1 protein-coding gene is annotated in these 608 nt (G+C 51.8%); it reads left to right on the top strand.

Going from position 1 to position 608, the window contains the following annotated elements:
* Window positions 1–580 (top strand): IS6 family transposase (locus tag PsAD26_RS22950; RefSeq protein WP_063312280.1); only part of this gene is annotated, 580 nt, incomplete at its 5' end.
* Between the last annotated feature and the right edge of the window lie 28 nt (window positions 581–608).

Below are 608 nucleotides of genomic sequence, written 5' to 3'. Positions count from 1 at the left end.
GGGCATTGTGGTCTCCTATGAAACCATCCGTCGCTGGGGAATTAAGTTTGGCCCAGCTTACGTTCGCCAGTTGCGTCGCAAAACTCCCAGCGCCACTGATGTCTGGTATCTTGATGAGGTTGTGATCAGCATCCAGGGTATGAGGCGTTATCTATGGCGGGCCGTTGATCAGGATGGTTACATTCTGGATGAAATCCTTCAAAAACGGCGCAATACCAAGGCCGCAAAGCGTTTACTGACCCGTCTTTTGAAACAGCAAGGAGTTGCACCAAAGCGGATGATTACCGACAAGCTTGGCTCCTATGGAGCTGCCAGGCGCGAGGTTATGCCGGCTGTAGAGCACCTCAGCCACAAAGGCTTAAATAATCGAGCGGAGAACTCTCATTTGCCCTTGCGAAAACGCGAGCGCGCCATGCAGAAGTTCAAGTCACCAGGCCAGCTTCAAAGGTTTCTAGCAACCTTCTCAGGCTTACGTAATCTGTTCGTTCCACCTCGCCACCAACGTTCTACAATCGACATTCACCTTCATCGCATCAACGCCTTCTCACTATGGAAACAGGCTGCAATGCTTGACGCCTAAAGGCGGCTGCAGAAAACGTGTGCGACCA

The sequence above is a fragment of the Pseudovibrio sp. Ad26 genome, assembly GCF_001623285.1.
Taxonomy (GTDB): Bacteria; Pseudomonadota; Alphaproteobacteria; order Rhizobiales; family Stappiaceae; genus Pseudovibrio; species Pseudovibrio ascidiaceicola.
This window is presented reverse-complemented; position numbering and strand designations above follow the sequence as displayed.